The organism is Microbacterium pullorum, from assembly GCF_014836535.1.
Lineage (GTDB): Bacteria > Actinomycetota > Actinomycetes > Actinomycetales > Microbacteriaceae > Microbacterium > Microbacterium pullorum.
Genome location: NZ_JACSQP010000010.1, coordinates 59,107 through 75,112 on the forward strand (window position 1 = coordinate 59,107; position 16,006 = coordinate 75,112).

The following is a 16,006-nucleotide window of genomic DNA, read 5'->3' on the forward strand; positions in this document are numbered from 1 at the left end:
GTGATCGCCATCGTGGTCGCGGCCGTCGCTGCGCTCGGCGCAGTTGCCGCGAGCATGCTCCGGTTGCTGGGCTGGCGCGTCGTCGGCGTCGAACCGAGAAGGAAGACGGTCACCGTGCGTCGGGTTGGTGACGATATCGAGATGCCTAAGAGCGCGCTGACCCTCGCGGCCGGAAACTACGGACTCTGGTTTGGGGAGCATTTTGAGCGCCACGCGCTGATCGGGCCGGTGGCCGGCTCGGATGAGCACCGCGTCATTCGTCGCGTGCTCAAGACAACGGCCCCAATCAGTACGGAGCCGTTTGAGGCCCAGTGGACCGGCCATGTCATGAGCCGGCCCGCGGAGATCGACCCCGATTGGGAAGACATCAAGGTGCCGCTCCGCGACGGAACCTTGGCGCCGGCTTGGCTCTTCCGGGGTGACTCGCCCGATGCGCCGTGGGTGATCCACGTGCAGGGGATTCGAACGTCGCGACTCGTGACGCTGCGTTCCGTCGAGGTTGCGCAGAGCGCCGGCCTGACTTCGCTGGCGATCACCTACCGGGGCTCGGGGGATGGGCCAGCGGCATCCGCCTCGACATTAGGGCAGCGTGAGTGGAGTGACCTGGCCGACGCCGTGGCATACGCGCGCTCGCGGGGAGCCGCCGCCGTCTACGTGGTGGCCTGGTCTATGGGCGCGGGTCTCGCACTTGAGCTCCTTCGCCACCAACCGGATGCGTTCGACAGGCTCGTACTGATCGCCCCGGCGACGAACTGGCCACAAATCATCCGGCATGGCGTCCGTGCTGCGGGCCTGCCTGAGTTCGCAGCGACCGCCGTTACGTGGGCGCTCGGCTCTCGCGTGGCCGGCCGGGTGATGGGGCTACCGGCGCCGCTGGACTTCGACCGGCTCGCCTGGGGCCGCAGCCTCAAGACGAACGTGCCGGTGATCGTGGTCCACTCCAGAGGCGATGAAGAGATCCCATTCCAGATCACGAGTGATTTCGTCGCTGCGCACCCGAAAGCCACGCTCGTGGAAACGGCCGCTGCCCCGCACGGGTGGGAGGCGAACGTCGACCCCGAGGTGTTTCGGTCCGCGTTGATGTCGTGGTTCGCGAGCCACACGACAGCCCGACTTGCCCCGTGAAACCCTCGGATAGTAGCTCGCCAATTAGGAGCTCAGCCTCCTCAGCGGTTGTGGACTGATTACCGCGATATCCCGGTGGCCGCCGCTCGTGCTCACGGCTCGACCATCTCGCCAATCTGCAGAGCGCCAAGCTCGCTGATCAGGCGAGCGTGACGTCAGATCATCGCGAGACTTTGCAGCGCGTGCGCGACCGCAACGTCGTGCTCGAATCGCTTCTGAGGGATCTGGCCCTTTCTGAGCTGCCTTCGCAGTTGTCCCTCGCTGGGCCACTGCTTCGCACGGCCCAGCCGGTAGATCTCCCACGCCTCGGCCGCGGCAGTTGCGCGGTACCCGCCGGAGACGGCCGCGTTGATCGCTCCGATGACCGCGCTGCACGCGATCGTCGCTAGGCCAAACTCAAGAGCGTCGCCGCCGATGACGAGTTTCACCGTTGAATACGCTATGCCGGTCCTGGTGATCAGTGCAGCGCTGACGGCGCCGATCGGGATATCGAGGTCACCCCCCACGCCGGCATTGATTCCGGTGACCGCAGTGCTTAAACCCAGCGTCGCGGCGCCCAGGAACGCCTTCCAGACGGACACCCCACCCGTCGTCGAGATGAACAGCCGCGAGGTAGTGACTCGCACCGTAGCGGGCTCACCACCTCGTCCGATTGTGGAGATATCGAGGAGCGTTCGCTCGGCGAGAGGCGCAGGGTGCGCCTGAGGAATCGCTGTCGTCGACGCCACCGCATTACCAGCGCGACCTGCGGACCAGATCTCATAGTAGGCAACTGCGGCTTTACCGTCCGCCCCGAGGATCACGGCTTCTTCGTCCGTCATCTCGATGCCAAGCAGCCGTCGGGCCGCGGAGTTGCGCAGACACGCGAGGAATTGCTCGTATGACGTCCCCATGCGGGCATCCTATTCTGGCAGCCGTCGGCGGGTAGTCGGCGGCTGGAGGGGCAAGGTGGTGGTCCATCTCACGGGAACACAAATCTTGCACCCGAACCAAGCCAAGCTTCGATTCGTCCGAGAGCTCCGGTTCAGCGCCTTCCGCGGACGGGTGCTCTCCAGAAATCGATCATTCTTGGAGGTGGATCGGTCGAGCCCGGCAACTCCGGAGCAAGCAGTCCGGGACGCCTGATCACTAGATTCATCTAGTGGGGACCGACTTCGAGCAGTTCAAAGAATGCGATCCGCAATGATCTCGATTCTTGCGTTCCCGGGCGACACTCGCAGAAAGGGTAGGCCGTTATGAACCGGAGATCTCTGCGTTGGACGCGCGCGGTCGCGGCGGGGGTTGCTCTGATGCTCATCGGGGCGTTGACTGCATGCGGAACTGACCGTCGCATGTATGAAGAGGCGGTAACTGGGGCCGAATCTGGTTTGGCGACCGGCCTAGAAATCACTGCAAGGCAGACCGCTGAGCTCCTAGCTGCGCGCTCTGCCGTGAGCGAGATCTCCGCAGACGACATCGTCGATGTGTTTCTCACGGACGCTCGAGATTACGAAGCCAGCCCACCGAACCCCGTGAAAACGCGTGCGGTGTTCGACATAGTCGAGAACGCTGACGGATCCCTCACGTTCTCTGTCTTCTTCAAGACGAGCGTATATCGCGCCTCCGGACTGACCTCCACCAGCCAGTCGCGGCATACCTGTGGAACGCTCACCGGAAAATTCACTGAACCCGCGCTCTCCATCGGCGATCTCGATTGTCCGCCGGCGATCGAGGAGTACGCCGGCGACAACTCGATCTTCATGCCGATGACGCAGAATGCGGAGAAGTATGGGGCGGAGATAGACACGGTGCCGTGACACATCACACGTGGCGATGAGCAGCCGCTATCGGTGCCCAACCCTACGAGCCGCGACCGTCACGCTCCGCAAGCCCTGTCCCCGGAAGGATGGGATTCGGGGCGCCGCTGCGCCTGCCGGAGCGTCGGATAGCGACGCCTCCGGGATACGAAGCCTCGGAGCGCCCACACGTCTTGCAGATCGAGGTCCGTGTCCGCTCACGCGGGCCCGGAGGCGCACCTCTCTGGGGGTGGGAGGTCGATAGGGATGTCGGTGTCGATGCGGGTGATGAGCGCGGGGGATGGGTACAAGTACCTGCTCCGCACTGTGGCTGCAGCCGATGGTGAGCGTCCCCTCTCCACACCGCTGACCCGCTATTACGCGGAGGCCGGCACACCACCCGGGCGGTGGCTCGGAAGCGGGCTGTCGGAGCTCGCCGACGAAAGGATCGCCGCGGGTTCGCGCGTGTCCGAAGCTCAGCTGGAGCTGCTCCTGGGCTTGGGGCGAGACCCTGGAACGGGCGCGCCTCTCGGCCGGGCATATCCCGAGTACGCGACCTCCGGGCAAAGTGCGAATAGCCCATCCAGTGCACCGGCCCAGCCAACAGCTCCAACCCCGAGTGCTCGGCGGCGCGCTGTGGCCGGCTACGACCTCACCTTCTCGCTGCCGAAATCGGCATCTGTCCTCTGGGCGATCGCTGACGCCGACACGCAAGCGAAGATCGCCGCCGCGCATCACAAGGCGATCGACGACGTGCTCGCGTTCGTGGAAAGGGAACTCGCCGCCACGCGCGCTGGCGAAGCGGCGCGCGACGGCGCCGTTGCACAGGTCGAGGTCACGGGGCTCATCGCCGCGGCCTTCGATCACTTCGACTCGCGCGCGGGCGATCCGCAGTTGCACACGCACGTCGTGGTGAGCAACAAGGTACGCACGGTGTTCGACGGCAAGTGGCGCTCGCTCGACGGGCGACCGCTGCATGCGGCGACCGTGGCGCTGTCCGAGTTGCACAACGCCGTGTTCGCCCACCACCTGACGCGTGCACTGGGCCTCGGGTGGGAACAGCGCGAGCGCGCAGCGGATCGAAATCCTGTGTGGGCGCTCACCCGTGTGCCGGAGCAGCTCGTCTCCGAGTTCTCGTCTCGCGCGCGTCACATCGAGGTTGAAAAAGACCGGCTCATCGATGAGTACATCGCCGCGCACGGTCGCACACCGTCGAAGGTGACGATCATCCGGCTACGTCAGCAGGCGACGCTCGCGACTCGTCCCGAGAAGCAAGTCCGATCGCTCGCCGACCTCACGCGCGAGTGGCGCACCCGTGCCAGTCGACTCCTCGGCCGCGACGCGACCGCGTGGGCGCGTGATGCGATGCATGACGAAAGAGCCTCGACTCCGTCGCGCGCCGAGGACGTGTCGCTCGGCATCCTGAACCAAGTCGCGGCGCGCGTGGTCGAGGGCGCGAGCGAACGCCGTTCGACGTGGGGGCGGTGGAACCTCTACGCCGAAGCCGCGCGGCACACGATGGGGTGGCGCTTCGTCGCAACGGAGGACCGCGTGGCAGTCGTCGGAATGATTACGGATGCTGCCGAGGTCCTCTCCGTGCGGCTCACGCCGCCCGAACTTGCAGTCTCGCCCGCCGACTTCCGGCGCGCAGATGGGACCAGCGTCTTCCGTCCGAGGAACTCCGAACGATACTCGTCGATTGCCCTGCTCGATGCGGAGGAGCGACTGCTCGCCACGTCGAGCACAACGGATGGTCCGGTTGTCAGCGCTGCAACCCTCGAGCACGCCGAGCGGGCGCGCCGCAATCACGGGCTTGTCCTCGGGCAGGATCAGCGCGCGGCGCTCCATTCGATTGCATCATCGGCTCGCGCGCTCGATGTCCTCATCGGGCCCGCCGGTGCAGGGAAGACGACGGCGATGCACGCGCTGCGCCTCGCGTGGGAGCACGAGCATGGGCGCGGCTCGGTCATCGGGTTCGCACCGTCTGCTGCCGCCGCGCGCGAACTCGCCGACGATCTCGGTATCGCCACTGAGAACACTGCGAAGTGGTTGCACGAGCATCGCCAAGGGCGCGCGACGGTGCGCGCCGGTCAACTCGTGATCATCGACGAGGCATCCCTCGCCGGCACGCTTCCGCTCGATCGCATCTGCACGCTGGCCACGCAAGCGGGTGCGAAGGTGCTCCTAGTGGGGGACTGGGCGCAACTGCAGTCGGTCGACGCGGGCGGCGCGTTTCGGATGCTGGTCGAAGCACGTTCCGATGCTCCCGAACTCGCAGACGTGCATCGCTTTCAGCACCCGTGGGAGAAGGACGCGTCCCTCGACCTCCGCAACGGGCGGCTGCAAGCGCTGGATGCTTACGGCTCGCACGGCCGGGTCGTCGGCGGCGACGACGACGCGATGGCCGATCAGGCCTACACCGCATGGCTGGCCGACATGAGGTCGGGAACGTCGTCGGTGCTCATCGCCGATACGGGCGATGCCGTCGACGCCCTCAACCGACGGGCGCGCGCCGAGCTGATCCTCTCCGGCGTCGTGGATGCCCGTGCCGAAGCGCCGTTGCGGGATGACGCGGCGGCATCCGTCGGAGACATCGTCATCACCCGGAAGAATGACCGTCGACTGCGTTCCGGGCGCGACTGGGTGCGCAACGGAGCGAGGTGGAAGGTCGTGGCCGTTCGTAGCGATGGGTCGCTTCGCGTGCGCAACACCGACCGCGCCGGAACTCGACCGATCTACCTGCCGGCCGAGTATGTGGCCGAGAACGTTGACCTCGGCTACGCGGTGACCGCTTACCGGGCACAGGGCGTCACGACTGACACCGCACATGCTGTCATCGAGCCCGGAACCACGCGCGAGAACCTGTACGTCGCAATGACGCGGGGGAGGGCGTCGAACACGGCGTACGTGGTTGTGGCTCGTCCTGACGACAATCACTCCGCGCGGCATCCGGGCGACCATGCGGATGCGACTGCCCGCGACATCCTCGTAGGCGTTCTTGGCCATGTCGGCGCCGAGTTGTCTGCCCACGAGACGCTCGCCGCGGAGCAGGAGAGCTGGGGGTCGATAATGCAACTCGCCGCTGAGTACGAGACGCTCGCGTCGTCTGCGCAACGGCCGCGCTGGACGAACCTCATCCACGCGTGCGGGCTATCCGACGCTCTGGTCGAAGCGGCGATCGCATCGGGCGCGTTCGGCGCTCTGACCGCCGGCCTTAGACGCGCCGAAGCGCTCGGACACAACGTCGACGCGCTGCTCCCACGGATCGCTGCCGCGCGCGGATTTGAGGATGCTGAGGACGCGGCGGCGGTGCTCCACGAGCGACTCGAGCAAGTTCTCGCTCAGCCGTCGAGTGGCAGCTCGCGGGGGAGTGCGCGTCGGCTGATCGCGGGTCTTATCCCGGCGGCGATGGGGGAGATGGATGCCGAAATGCAGCGCGCCCTCGACGAACGGGCGCAACTTATCGAGGAACGAGCTTCGGTGCTGGTCGAATCGGCCTTGACGTCGCGAGAGAACTGGATCGCATCGCTCGGGCGAGTTCCCGTCGACGCGGCGCGGGCGGGCGCATGGCGTCAGCAGGCGCGTATCGTCGCCGCCTACCGTGACCGGTACGGCGTCTTCGAGGATGACGCGCTCGGCGCTCCCGCTACCTCGGTGAACCAGCGACTGGATGCTGCGGCCGCAGCCGTGGCGCGGGATCGCGCGATCCGGCTATCGCAGGATGCCACTCCTGCACAGTCGCAGCGGGCGCCAGCTCGCTCACGGCCTGTCCACAGTCTGTAGCGGGCGGTCCTATCCGTGCACGAGGGGCGGGGCGTACCCTGAGCGCAAGTGCAAGCTCCACGCCTGAAAGAGAGGCCTGGCAGATGTTCCAAGTGCTGATCGCGTTCGTGAGTCGCATCTACGCGTACTTCCAGCGGAGTATGCCGACGAACATCCTCGTCCGCGCCACGCACACCCGCCGTGGACTCAAGTGGGGCGTCCCCGCAATGCTCCTCGCGGTCGTCTACATCGTGATCGCCGCCGCGCTAGCGCAGTGGGTCGCCGACGGCGCGCCGGGATGGATCAATCTGCTCGTGCTGTTGTGCCTGTGGAACGCGCTGAAGTTCGCGGTCAACGGGCCAGCCACCGCTGTGCGGCTGACGCGGGTCCGGGCGCGCGAACGGCGATATCGCGACGACATCCGCGCGGCTCGACCTCCGGAGACGCCTGTGGACGATCGAGCGGGGGCGGCAGGGCCGCGTTGAGCGAGCCGGGGCTCGTTTCAGCGGCGACCATCGTGCAGTGCTGCGGGCGGGTCATCCCATGGACGCCTGGCGGCAGGCCGCCGACTGACCTCAATTGCGTTAGGCAGTGAGGGCGCAGATGGAGGCCAACGTGGCGTCATTAACTGCCGTCATCGAAGCAGGTGTCGTCGCCGTAGAGTCCTCGGTGCCCGAACCTCTGGTCGCGGCCGTTCGTAATCTCGCTCTGCCAGAGGGGCAGAGCATGGCGGCGGCGACCCGCGCCGCCTGGCCGATTCGACGGTCGATTACCCGTGGTCGAGTCGATGCGCTGGAGCCGCGATCACGCGCCTCGCCGACGCCGCACGACGCCTCCGCCGTGCATTCTCTACATGCGCGATCGCACACACCCGCACTCCCCGCCCCGACGCAATCGACGCCGAGATATTCGAGGAGGTGACCACCCATGACGATTTATCTCGGCGAACTGGGACAGCCCGCCAACCAGCGCGATTACGGCGCGCAATATGCGGATCAACGCTGCTAATGCGACGCGACCTCGCAGAACGCGAAGCCGTGCTCACATACGAACTACGCGCGCGTCACGGCTCGTTGTGGATCGGATCATCGCGGAAGCGCGCAAGCTCGCGGAGAAACTCCTCGGGTGCGGCGGCGCCACCTTCTACGCGGTCGACTCGCTCGACGAGCTGCGATGCCCAGCGGTTGTACCGCGCGATCAACTCGCTGCGTGACAGAGCGCTGAACATGTTGCCCTTGCCCGCAATCTCGGCGCGCTTGTTCATCGTCGCCGCCGTGAGGTAGACGCCTCCGGCGTAGTGCTCGTCGCTGAGCCAGTTCGTGAGGTTCGCGTCGTTCGAATCCACGGCGAGGCTGGCGCGCTTCAGTTCAGCCATCGCGGCGACTTTCTCAGCCGTGTCGACCTCGGACTCGGACAGGGAAAGCTCAGCCGCCAGGGCCCGGACTTCGGAAAGATCGGTCATGGGCACACCGTACCTGGGGCGGCGCTTGCAGCGCGATGATCCAGTCAGGCCGGGAGTTCGAGGTAGGCACGACGCGTGCGCCTCATGCACATCGCGATTACAGCGAGAAGGTGCGCCGCATAAGCGCGACGATCCCGGACACTCACGGGTCAGGCCCGACAAGCACGAACGCGGCGCTCCCTGCTTACGCTGTAGGCGTCGTCATTTCGATCACAAGCGGGTTGGTCGCGGCGGCGACCACCGCGAGGAAGATCAGCGCGAATGCCAGGCCCACGGCATTGAGCACGTTGCTGAAGAGCTCGTCTATAAGCCCTGGGAGCTTCGAGTACGGCGGGGGGGACTGCTGAGGATCTTGGTGACTCACGGTAAGGCGGTGACGGTAGCCCAGTGGCGCTTCCATTAGGTTGAACTCAAGCGGCCACATGGAGGTGACATGCCACGAACTCACCTTCACGGTGCGGCAGGCCAGGCGCTCGGATACCTGCATCAGTGCTTGTGGGCCCTCGTCGAGCTGGGGCGTCGCGCCCAAGACGAGCCAACCGTAGAACTCCGGCTCGAGACCCTGGATGACCTTCAGTTCGACCTGGATGGCAGCCCAGTTGAGTTGCTTCAGGTGAAACATCATTCAGGACCGAGCGCGAGCCTGTCAGCTTCCAGCGTAGACCTCTGGCGGACTTTGAACGTCTGGATGGATCTCCCTGACGGAAGCTCGACGATTCTCCGCCTGGTCACAACTCGGAGCGTTCCGGCGGGCGGCGACCTGAGCGGGTTGACTGAGACTCGACGGAACGCGGCTGCTGCGCTAGCAGCAATCGACGCGGCGGCCATCAGCTCTACCAATCAGACCTCTGCCCCATGGCGGGCTCGATACATCGATCTCGACTACCGCCAGCGGCAACTGCTCATCAGTCGCATTGTCCTTGACGATGCTACGCCGCACGCCGGTGACATTGATGGCGCACTTGTCCGCACATTCCGATACGCAATACCTCCTGGCCGGCAAGACGTCTTCATCGATCAGCTACTAGGGCGCTGGGCCTTCCTCGCAGTGTCTTTGCTGGACCGATCTCTCGATGCGGTCTCCGGAGTCGATCTAATCGCGACCGTGGCGGACATTGCGGACCAGCTCAGACCGGATTCACTACCCATCGACCCCGCGCTCCCCGACAAGTTTGATCAACATCAAGCGGCTGAGTACCACGAGCGCCGATTTGTTCACCAGTTGCGGTGGATAGCACTCGACGACACTCGCCTGTGGAAGGCCATTCGGGACTATCACCGGTCGTATGCCCAACGCTCTTACTGGCTTCGCCACCAGCTCGTTTCGGAGATCGAGCTGGACCGGTTCGCCTTTCGACTGCGGGATGAGTGGGAGACGGTGTTCGACAGAAAAGTTGCACAAATGCGTAGGCAAGGCAGGGGCGACTCAGCCATAGTTGGCCAGGAGATCCTCGAGGATCTTGCGCAGCAGTCGCGGGCTCGCATCCGCGATCGTTTCGAGGAGTCCTGGTTTAGTCGAGGATTTTTTCACGCGATGGCGGATGGTGAGTTGGGGATAGAGGATGACCCAATTGGCTGGCATCCGGACTTCGTCGACAAGCTAGAGGAGTTGCTGTCGGATGCCGCGTGACCACCCCGATGCGGCAAGATGGCGACGAAGCCCTGAGGCACTGGCCCTCTTCAATCCCGTGCTCACGAGCGAGTTGATTCTCACCGCATGCTATTGGCGAAGTCAGGAGGATGGAGGCGGCATCGATTGGCCCGCACTCTTTCTAATCCTTCCGATCTCCCTTCACCCCGAAACGCGTGATGCCATGCCTCGCGACGCGAGAACGACGCTCGCAAAGTGGGCGGTTCGGCACGGCCCACTTGTTGCAGAACTTGAGTCGCGGACAGGTGTGATGCTCGATGCGTCGCGCCGGGGCATTCGCCGTGGGATGCGCCTTGGGCGCCTTCGACTCGAAGGGTCAACCATGTACGCTCAAGCCCGCCCGAAACCGAGCGCAAGCGGGTGGCCAGACGAGCTATCCGCGTCATCGAAAGCGGCAAAGATGTATGGGAGATGGCTCGCGGGCGTCGAAACCCACGAGGCCCTTGAACTGCTTGGGATTGGACTCTAGGTAATGCAGCTCATATCGATGGGCGTGTACAGCCGAACAGGCGCGCGCCGGGACGTCGTGTTTACGCCAGGAGCGTTGAACATACTCACGGGCAAGTCCAAGACCGGGAAGTCGGCCATCCTCGATGTCGTCGAATTCTGCCTTGGGCGCAACACGGTCACAATACCGAGCGGCGTAATCAGTGATCAGGCGTCCTGGTACTACGTGCTCGTGAGCTTCGATGAGCACCGAGTCTTTATCGGCCGCCCCAATCCCGAGACAGCGACCACCGGGCACGCGATGGTTCGGACGGGCGGATCAGACCTGCAGCCACTGGAGTTCGTCGAGCTGGAGGTGAATGCTGACACCGACGTCGTTCGTGACACACTGACCTCCAGACTCGGCATCGAGCGGTACTTGGTAGAGCCGGAGCCAGGCTCTCTCCGCGCTTCATTTGAGGTCTCCGTCCGCCAGGCTCTCTTTTTCTCCTTCCAGTCCCAGGGCGAGATCGCGAACCGGGATGTTCTCTTCCATCGAGCGACGGACAGCTCGATCAAGACCACTATTCGGGATACCCTCCCGTACTTCCTCGGCGCAGCTACACCGAAGCAATTCGCCGTGCGTAGGCAGCTAGTGAACGCAAGGCGCGTTCTGCAGCGCTTGCAGAACGACATCAGGGCAGTCGAGCAGGACCTGGATGACCAAGCCCCGCGGATAATGCGGTTGCTTTCAACCGCAGCGTCACTTGGGGTACCCCTCGCGGCAGACAGTCTTGCCTCAGTACGGTCTCAACTGGAGGCTATCGCCGAGTTCGAGCCACCCGTAGCCGATACAGATCCAGAACTCGCTCACCAGCACGGTGAACATGCGCGCGCGATCGACGCCCTGACGGAGCGAGTGCGGGAAGTGGACGCACGGGCGGACACGCTCCGCTCACTCCTTCATGCTCGGCATCGCGCCGCCGGTGAGGCAGGTTTCCAGGTCGATCGGTTGAGTGCGGTCGACCTCATGATCCCGGTCGGCACCGGCGAGGGCAACCTATCCACCTGCCCCCTCTGCGCGCAGAATCTTCCTGAGCCCGACGAATCAGTTGAAGCGATCCGTGCCCAGCTGACACGACTGCGGGCAAACCTGGCAAGCTCGTCCGAATCGGATCGCGTGCGTGAGAGCGCGATCGAATCGTTGGAAGCCAAGAAGCTTCAGTTGAGAGCGGAGATCCGCCGTGAACTCGTCGAACTTGACACGATCCGCGCGCAGTCGGAGAGTATTGCCGATGGTGCAAGTCTCCGAGAACGCATCGCTCAACTCAAAGGCCGGGTCCTTCAAGAACTCGAACGCGGGGTCGACACGCACCAGGATGTGGCCTCTCTGAAAGAGCGAGAACGTGCTGTGCGCGGGCAGATCGCCCGCCTGGAGGAGCTGGAGGCCGCAGACAGCCCGCGGGCCGCCCTGCAAGAAGCGCTGGACGCCATCTCCGGGTCCATGACGCGATACGCCGAGCAACTCGGGCTCGAAGGCTCCGAGCACCAGATTGTTCTCGATCCGACAGAGCTGTCGGTTGCTGCAATCTACCCCGGGGGTAGGCGGCCGCTGGCGCGCATGGGAAGCGCGGAGAACTGGGTGGGCTACCACTTGGTGGCTCACCTCGCCCTGCACGAGTGGTTTGTCAACCATGGTCGCCCCGTCCCGCGATTCCTCATGCTCGATCAGCCGACTCAGGCGTTTTTCCCCGAGGAAATCGTCGATGCAGCGGAGGACGAGGATGCGGACTGGGAAGCTGTTCGTCGGCAGTTCGTTCTCCTGCGGGACGTAGTTTCCAACCTCAACGGTGGACTACAAATCATCGTTTGTGACCACGCCAACCTCTCGGAGCAGTGGTTTCAGGACGCCATTGTCGACAACTGGCGGAATGGGATTGCGTTCATTCCGACAGGCTGGCTGGAGGACTGAATGAATCGGCCTGGGTTTCGTTCCGTTCTTCAAGCAAGGATGGAAGACGATGAACAGGAAGTACTCGCCGGAGATGCGTGAGCGGGCGCTGCGGATGCTCGCGGAGACGCGGCCGTCGCACCCGACGATGATGAGCGCAGTCCGCCATGTTGCCGGGCTGCTGGGGATGAGCCCCGAGACGCTGCGGCTGTGGCAGCGCCGGGCCGAGGTCGACGCGGGCGTGAAGCCCGGGCTGACAACCGATGCAGCGGCGGAGATCAAGCGGCTGCAGAAGGAGGTCTCGGAGTTGCGGAAAGCGAACGAGATTCTCAAGGCTGCGAGCGTGTTTTTCGCGAAGGAGCTCGACCGCCCCTGACCGAGATGGTCCGGTTCATCGATGAGTACCGGGATCGTTTCGGGGTCGAGCTCATCTGCCGGGTCCTCCGACCGGCAGTGCAGGGGTTCCTCACTTCCCGCGGCTATCGCGCCGCCGTCGGCCGCGCCCCATCAGCCAGGCATCTGCGCGATGACCTGCTGGTGCCGGAGGTCGCCAGGCTGCATGCGGAGAACTACGGCGTGTACGGGCGCCGGAAGATGCACGCGCTGATGCGCCGGCAAGGCTGGGACATCGGTCGTGACCAGACCGAACGGCTCATGCGCCTGGCCGGGGTCCGCGGCGTCAAGAAGTCGAAGCGGGTGTTCACCACACGCTCCGACAAGACCGCGGCACTGCCGAGCGACCTGGTCAACCGCCGCTTCACCGCCCCGGCGCCGCGGCGGCTGTGGGTGTGCGAAGTGACCTACGTCGCGACGTGGTCCGGGTTCGGCTACGTCGCGTTCGTCACCGACGTCTACTTACGGCGCATCGTCGGCTGGAACGTTGCCTCGACTCTGCGGTCGGAGATCCTGCCGATGCAGGCGCTCGATATGGCGGCATGGGGCGCCGGCGGGGATCTCACCGGGCTGATCCATCACGCCGACCACGGGTCGAACTACACCGCGATGGTCTACACCGAGAGGATCGTCGAGCTCGGCGCCGTCCCATCGACCGGCACGGTCGGGGACTCGTTCGACAACGCGATGGCCGAGGCGGTCAACAACCTCTACAAGACGGAGCTGATCCGCCAGCGGGGCCGCTGGCGGACGGTCGAGCAGGTCGAGCTCGCAACGCTCGAGTGGGTGTGGTGCTGGAACAACCAGCGCCTCCACGGAGAGCTCGACATGCGCACCCCGCTCGAGGTCGAGAACGCGTACTACGCTGACCTGGAATCAGCCCAACCGGCATCTGCCGGACAATCCGATAGGAACGAAACCCGGGCCGATTCACGCGCAACTACCGCTCGGGATGGCTTCCTGCGTCCAAGGAGTCAGACAAACTTCGGCGGAGGAAGATCCCCCGCGATCTGGAGCTGACCCAGACGACGGCACCTGCGGCGAGGAGGGTGAGGAGGAGTGCCGTGCTGTATCCGGTAAGCGACAGCACGCCGCGCTCGGGGAGGAGGAACCCGTAGGGAACCCATCCGTCGGTCGCTCCACGGATGAGGACGACTCCCAGCCATGCGAGCGGGTAGGGCAGGACGATCCACAATGTGCGCCACTGCAAGGCGGCACGGTCGCCGATGAGAACCCAGTCCAGTAACACGAACATCGGGAAGACCATGTGGAGGACGGCACTCACCCACGCAGGCGCGGTACCGGTGCCCGGAACGAGTCCGTTGTAGATGACAGCCACGACGACGAGATACGCCGTCACGATCCCGCGTGCATTAACCAACCACTGCGGCGCGGGTTGATTGCGGAGTGACAGCGAGCCAGTGGCCACCAGGACGAGAGCCGCGAGCAGGCTGGTCTGATTCGTGAAGTAGCCGAAGTAGTCGAAGGGATTGTCGTCACCTACCGCGATGCGTCCAGCGAAAGTATGCAGCAGCAGAACAACAACGAAGGCTGCGGCGCTGATGCGCACGATCCCGATGCCGAGAACCGCCCTGTGGGAGCCGATGGTCCGAATCACACCAGCCAGCCTAGATATGCTCCGATCAAACGATGAACGGAGTCGGCAATGCGAGCACGGCGTTCTCTGCCCGGGGCAGTGGCATTGGCGGTCCTCGTCTCAAGTGCCGGATGCTCGACGATCCCGAGTCCTCCAGCCGCGGTCGGAGAGAACTTTCCCGGCACGTGCCTCCCGGCCGAGCTGTCGTGGCCGACCGATTTTCTTGAGTCGTTGCCGGGTGAATCTTCGGCTGTTGGTGGCCACATCGTCGGACTTCGCTTGGAGTATGTCGACTCCAGCTGGGTGTGGCAGCTACGCAGCGCAGCTACGAAGGAGGACATGTTCGGCGAGGCGACGCATGATCCCAGCTTCGGTCGGGAATCGGTGGTCGACGTGCGAACGCTGGAGGTCCTGTCGTCACAGGAGATCGAGCTCACCCCTGCCGAACAGCAAGTCGGAACCAGCGCGTACGACGCCGCACAGCAGTCGGGCGAACAGTGGCCGAGCCCGCTCATCATCGAGATGGCCCGGGTGCTGGAGGACGGCGAACCGGTGTGGCAAGTCACGACCTGCGACACGGAGACCTCCGAGCACTCCGTGCAGATGATGCCCTGATGTCACCCCCACCGGGCGTCGCGAACTTCGTCCAGAGTCAGGCCGACTCGATCGTCGAACGCTGATTCGCGTCCACCCAACGGGCGCGCACAAGGATCTCGTTCGCGACATCGGCGACCGGGCGGCCATCGGGGGCGACTCGCGACACCGTGTTGGGCGCGGCGTCAAGCCTGCGCGCGGCGAGCTTTTGCTGCGGTCTATGTGCTCCACCAGGGCGGCGCCAATCTCCCGTTTCCCGTGCCGACGCGCTGCGGTTGCATCGGTCGCTGTAAGTAGCACCGCAAACGGGCGAACCTCGACACCAAGCGCGGCGACCAGTGCGTCTACCTGCAGCACGCTCACCGTGTTGGTGAAGATCAGGCGCGAGTAGCCGATGGCTCGGTAGTTCTTCCACATTGCCGCGAGGTTCTGCTCTGCGAGGTTGAAGCCGTCGCGCCAGGGCTGCGGATATGCCTGGTCGAGGTTGTCCCCCGCGACCAGTGCGTGGCGGACATCGGCACGGGCCAGGATCTGGGAGGCTTCAGCGGCGACGGAGGACTTGCCCACGCCCGAACGGCCGCCGAAGATGACGTCCGAGGTCAGTACACCTAGTCCGGAAAGTTCTGGGGGCTGGCGCGCCCCGCTGGGCGCGGGCGTAGGGGTGAGCGAGTTATCGAAGAGTCAGACCTCTCGTCAGTCGTCTGCCGAACCGGTGGTCGCCGACGACATCCTCGCGAGGATGTGATGGCGAGGCCTCTTCGGCGTGCGATCGCGCTGAAGTTACCGCGGACTTGGCTGGGTAGCCGCGCTCCGAGTCATCCTTTCGGGCGATTTCTGCGCATGCGTTGGAGGTGCGCTCGGCGCCGTTCTCGCTCGAATCCGGTGCTCGGAGTGGGGCAGGCGCAACGATCGCATGCGGCCTCGTCCGCGGAATGACAGAAAAGGCGGACATTCACTGTCGTGACCGCGGTTACCCGCCGTGAATCCGAGCGCTCTTTCCATCGCGATGGGGAAGCACGCGTCGCAGCGGGGACGTGCGGGCTGCACCACGGCGAGCCCGCCTCCGCCTATGGTTCGGTGATGAATTGATGACCGAGCGGGGCTGACGATAACGGCGGCCTCACCGGCGGACTTTTCTACCCACTTTGAGCGAGGAGAGCCTTATGACGTTGTTGCGAAGTGTCGAGATAACCCTGTCGACGACGCGTGAATACTGACCCCGAGGCGACGTTTGAATCTTGACCCCTCCGACACTCTTGGAGGGTGATTT

General features: G+C 64.7%; 12 protein-coding genes and 1 pseudogene. 9 read left to right on the plus strand and 4 right to left on the minus strand.

The features are described 5' to 3' along the window. Window positions 1-1,125 carry an alpha/beta hydrolase family protein gene (locus tag H9651_RS13395; protein ID WP_191719832.1) on the plus strand — a complete coding sequence of 375 codons (1,125 nt, stop codon included), beginning with the start codon at window positions 1-3 and terminating at the stop codon, window positions 1,123-1,125. A gap of 155 nt (window positions 1,126-1,280) precedes the next feature. On the opposite strand, the gene H9651_RS13400 is transcribed toward H9651_RS13395, so the two are convergent. After that, a complete protein-coding gene (locus tag H9651_RS13400; RefSeq protein ID WP_191719833.1) occupies window positions 1,281-2,018 on the minus strand; it encodes a hypothetical protein in 738 nt (245 codons plus the stop codon). 537 nt (window positions 2,019-2,555) lie between these two features. Between H9651_RS13400 and H9651_RS13405 the strand changes: the two genes are divergently transcribed. From H9651_RS13405 to H9651_RS13415, 3 genes are all read left to right on the plus strand, one after another. Beyond that, window positions 2,556-2,921 (plus strand): hypothetical protein, encoded by a 366-nt coding sequence (locus H9651_RS13405; RefSeq protein WP_191719834.1) that lies wholly within the window; start codon window positions 2,556-2,558, stop codon window positions 2,919-2,921. A gap of 246 nt (window positions 2,922-3,167) precedes the next feature. Further along, window positions 3,168-6,683 (plus strand): MobF family relaxase, encoded by a 3,516-nt coding sequence (gene mobF, locus H9651_RS13410; RefSeq protein WP_191719835.1) that lies wholly within the window; start codon window positions 3,168-3,170, stop codon window positions 6,681-6,683. Between the two features lie 83 nt (window positions 6,684-6,766). Continuing rightward, entirely contained in the window at window positions 6,767-7,147 is a 381-nt protein-coding gene (locus H9651_RS13415; RefSeq protein WP_191719836.1) for a sulfate permease, read from the plus strand. 578 nt (window positions 7,148-7,725) lie between these two features. Here the strand turns inward: H9651_RS13415 and H9651_RS13420 are convergent. Together H9651_RS13420 and H9651_RS13425 are read right to left on the minus strand one after the other, a co-directional pair. Beyond that, window positions 7,726-8,124 carry a hypothetical protein gene (locus tag H9651_RS13420; RefSeq protein WP_191719837.1) on the minus strand — a complete coding sequence of 133 codons (399 nt, stop codon included), beginning with the start codon at window positions 8,122-8,124 and terminating at the stop codon, window positions 7,726-7,728. A gap of 184 nt (window positions 8,125-8,308) precedes the next feature. After that, window positions 8,309-8,749 carry a hypothetical protein gene (locus H9651_RS13425; protein ID WP_191719838.1) on the minus strand — a complete coding sequence of 147 codons (441 nt, stop codon included), beginning with the start codon at window positions 8,747-8,749 and terminating at the stop codon, window positions 8,309-8,311. A gap of 63 nt (window positions 8,750-8,812) precedes the next feature. On the opposite strand from H9651_RS13425, the gene H9651_RS13430 reads away from it, so the two are divergent. The 4 genes and pseudogenes from H9651_RS13430 to H9651_RS13440 all read left to right on the plus strand — a co-directional run. Continuing rightward, window positions 8,813-9,754 carry an ABC-three component system protein gene (locus H9651_RS13430; RefSeq protein ID WP_191719839.1) on the plus strand — a complete coding sequence of 314 codons (942 nt, stop codon included), beginning with the start codon at window positions 8,813-8,815 and terminating at the stop codon, window positions 9,752-9,754. Then, window positions 9,744-10,244 (plus strand): three component ABC system middle component, encoded by a 501-nt coding sequence (locus tag H9651_RS15095; RefSeq protein ID WP_225216781.1) that lies wholly within the window; start codon window positions 9,744-9,746, stop codon window positions 10,242-10,244. The genes H9651_RS13430 and H9651_RS15095 overlap by 11 nt, the downstream gene beginning before the upstream one ends. Window positions 10,245-10,247: 3 nt before the next feature. Further along, entirely contained in the window at window positions 10,248-12,173 is a 1,926-nt protein-coding gene (locus H9651_RS13435; RefSeq protein ID WP_225216782.1) for a DUF3732 domain-containing protein, read from the plus strand. Between the two features lie 49 nt (window positions 12,174-12,222). Beyond that, window positions 12,223-13,412, plus strand: a pseudogene (locus tag H9651_RS13440) (IS3 family transposase); the annotation flags it as partial. A gap of 73 nt (window positions 13,413-13,485) precedes the next feature. On the opposite strand, the gene H9651_RS13445 reads toward H9651_RS13440, so the two are convergent. After that, window positions 13,486-14,163 carry a Pr6Pr family membrane protein gene (locus H9651_RS13445; RefSeq protein ID WP_191719841.1) on the minus strand — a complete coding sequence of 226 codons (678 nt, stop codon included), beginning with the start codon at window positions 14,161-14,163 and terminating at the stop codon, window positions 13,486-13,488. Window positions 14,164-14,421: 258 nt separating this feature from the next. Here H9651_RS13445 and H9651_RS13450 point away from each other — a divergent pair, with 258 nt between their 5' ends. Then, window positions 14,422-14,757 (plus strand): hypothetical protein, encoded by a 336-nt coding sequence (locus H9651_RS13450; RefSeq protein WP_191719842.1) that lies wholly within the window; start codon window positions 14,422-14,424, stop codon window positions 14,755-14,757. Window positions 14,758-16,006 lie beyond the last annotated feature (1,249 nt).

Coding starts and splice junctions, on each gene's coding strand:
- H9651_RS13430 (WP_191719839.1), top strand. CDS start 8,813: ATGGATCTCCCTGACGGAAGCTCGACGATTCTCCGCCTGGTCACAACT.
- mobF (WP_191719835.1), top strand. CDS start 3,168: ATGTCGGTGTCGATGCGGGTGATGAGCGCGGGGGATGGGTACAAGTAC.
- H9651_RS15095 (WP_225216781.1), top strand. CDS start 9,744: ATGCCGCGTGACCACCCCGATGCGGCAAGATGGCGACGAAGCCCTGAG.
- H9651_RS13435 (WP_225216782.1), top strand. CDS start 10,248: ATGCAGCTCATATCGATGGGCGTGTACAGCCGAACAGGCGCGCGCCGG.
- H9651_RS13415 (WP_191719836.1), top strand. CDS start 6,767: ATGTTCCAAGTGCTGATCGCGTTCGTGAGTCGCATCTACGCGTACTTC.
- H9651_RS13400 (WP_191719833.1), bottom strand. CDS start 2,018: ATGGGGACGTCATACGAGCAATTCCTCGCGTGTCTGCGCAACTCCGCG.
- H9651_RS13420 (WP_191719837.1), bottom strand. CDS start 8,124: ATGACCGATCTTTCCGAAGTCCGGGCCCTGGCGGCTGAGCTTTCCCTG.
- H9651_RS13425 (WP_191719838.1), bottom strand. CDS start 8,749: ATGATGTTTCACCTGAAGCAACTCAACTGGGCTGCCATCCAGGTCGAA.